Here is a 2547-nt window from a genome sequence, read left to right on the forward strand (position 1 = left end):
CACCTGGTCGCCTACTAGATCACGCTAAACGAGGTTCTTTACATCTAGATTGTATTCGCCGTGTTGTACTAGACGAAGCGGACCAAATGCTTCATATGGGCTTCTTACCTGATATTGAAAGCCTCATTAGTCAAACGGATGCGAATAGACAACTACTACTATTCTCTGCAACAATTCCAGACAAAATCCGGAACCTTGCAAAGGCCTATATGTCTAAACCAGTTTCTGTAACAGCGGAAGGTAAACATGTTACTCTCGAATCGATTGATCAACGAGTGTATATGATGAACCCTGAAGAGAAAACAGAACGGCTTATCAAAATGATTGAAGAAGACAATCCGTTTTTAGCCATCGTTTTCTGTAATAAACGAGAAGGTGCTGTTCGTTTATCTTATGAATTGACTGCAGCAGGCCTCAACATCGCAGAAATGCACGGCGATTTAACGCAAGGACGTCGTACACAAATTTTACGTGACTTTGCTAAAGCGAAAACACAAATCTTGGTGGCTACAGATATTGCAGCTCGTGGTATTGATATCGAAGGCATTACTCACGTATATAACTATGATGTACCTCGCGATGTAGATTACTACATTCACCGTATAGGCCGTACAGGTCGAGCTGGTAATACGGGTGTGGCTGTAACCTTTGCAACGCCACAAGATGAATCTTGGTTACGACGCATCGAACGCGCCATCCAAGCGACGCTGACAAAATATACTAAAGATGGTCAAATCAAAACTAAAGGTAACGCAAGTGCTGCACCAAAACGTACAAAAGCATCTGGTAAACCAAAAGTAAGCAGCTCTTACCAAGCTACTAAGGCTAAGGCACACAAAGCTCGTGGTCACAAGGGCGCTAATACACGTCAACGCCGCGCCTCTACATCTCAAACTGGACGTCGTGGCAAACGTAGGTAATATTAAGAGTTATTGTGCTCTAGCAAAATTAATATAGAAATTTTACTACATCACAAACTATATCAACTAAAAAGACGCGCACAGCCTAGCTGTACGCGTCTTTTTAATATCAAACTACATTAGTAGTTTCTATATATTATTATATATTTAACTAAAATAGAGTACTATTTACTTATTTGCGTAAATACTTGGTACTCCATCTACATCGGAGCATTGCGTTTTACATTGAGATCGATTACTACAAATCCAGTTTACTCGACCTCTTACCTCTTGCTTTACAAAATAACCTTGCTTGCATCGCGGACATTTATATTGTTTATCTGCATCAGAGACTTCAATATTGCTTTCACCATTAGGATTCATACCTTCAACAGGTTGCGTATGCTTGCATGCAGGATAATTGGTGCAGCCTAAAAAGGCACCAAATTTACCATTTCGCTGTTGTAGACGTCCCTTATTACACTTTGGACAAAGAGGCAAAGAGGATAAATCAACGCTAGCATTATCCATCGGGCGTTTACGGTTTTGATTCGTTATAGTACGAACCACGTTTGGCATCATTTGACCAGAACTGCCTTGTTTATCAAAGCCTAGCTTATCAATCAAATGCTTCAAAAACTTAATCTGATCAGACAAGAAGGACTCTAATGTGTCCTCCCCTTCACTCATGAGCGCCAACCGTTCTTCCCAAATAGCCGTTTCATCAGGATATAGCAATTCATCAGGTAATGCATCAACTAAGAGATAGCCCGTTTCAGTTGGTGATAGAACCTGCTTCTTCCCAGATGTTTTCATAAATCCACGGCTGATGAGCTCATCAATAATATTAGCGCGAGTCGCCTCTGTACCAATACCAGAAACAGCTTTTAACTGCTTTTTCAGATCTTCATTTTTTACAAACTTGTGAATTTCCTTCATCGCTTGCAATAAAGTGGATGGAGTAAAGCGAGATGGTGGCTTGGTTTGTTTCGCATCTACAGAGGAATCTGTATATAGAACAATGTCGTTCTTTTTAACTGCCGGCAAATGATCTGCTTCTTCAAGAACCTCTTTTTTAGGATCTGATTCTGCCCCACTTTCATCGGTTAAATCAGGTTCCTCATTATCGGTGGCAGATTTAGATTTTTGTCGTTTATAGAGGGCTTTCCAGCCGTCTTCAATAACAACGCGACCATTAGCAACAAATTCTTCCTTACATTGCTCTACTACAATTTTAGTTTGCTCATAAACATGTTCCCCATAAAACTGAGCAATATAGGCTTGGCTGATAAGGAAATAAATATTTCGCTCCTCACGAGATAAGCTATTTATATTACAAGCGACCGTGGTCGGAATAATAGCGTGATGGGCTGTAATTTTCTTTTCATTCCAAGCGCGGCTCTTAATAGATCGGTCTGCATCGGTAGCCCACTGCGCTAAACGCTCATCTCCAGCATTCTGTAAATTGTTGAGAATTGCATTGCGATCACCATATTGATTCGGTGGTAAATATTCACAATCAGAACGTGGATAGGTGGTCAATTTCTTTTCATATAATTTCTGTGCCGTATCAAGCACAGTTTGCGGATCATAGGAAAAGGCTTTACCTGCCAACACCTGCATGGATGACAAGGATAAGGGTAAACGT

Annotated in this window: 2 protein-coding genes; one reads left to right on the forward strand and one right to left on the reverse strand. The window is 40.7% G+C overall.

The window, feature by feature from the left end; translation table 11 throughout:
• Positions 1-920, forward strand: a 920-nt coding sequence (locus Q0F90_RS08730; RefSeq protein WP_296004823.1) for a DEAD/DEAH box helicase, incomplete at its 5' end; no start/stop codon positions are given.
• A 168-nt stretch (positions 921-1088) separates the two neighbouring features.
• Here Q0F90_RS08730 and Q0F90_RS08735 read toward each other — a convergent pair.
• Positions 1089-2547: DNA topoisomerase (locus tag Q0F90_RS08735; RefSeq protein WP_296004825.1), on the reverse strand; the 1459-nt coding region annotated here is incomplete at its 5' end.

This window comes from uncultured Veillonella sp., from assembly GCF_934190855.1.
Classification (GTDB): Bacteria; Bacillota; Negativicutes; order Veillonellales; family Veillonellaceae; genus Veillonella.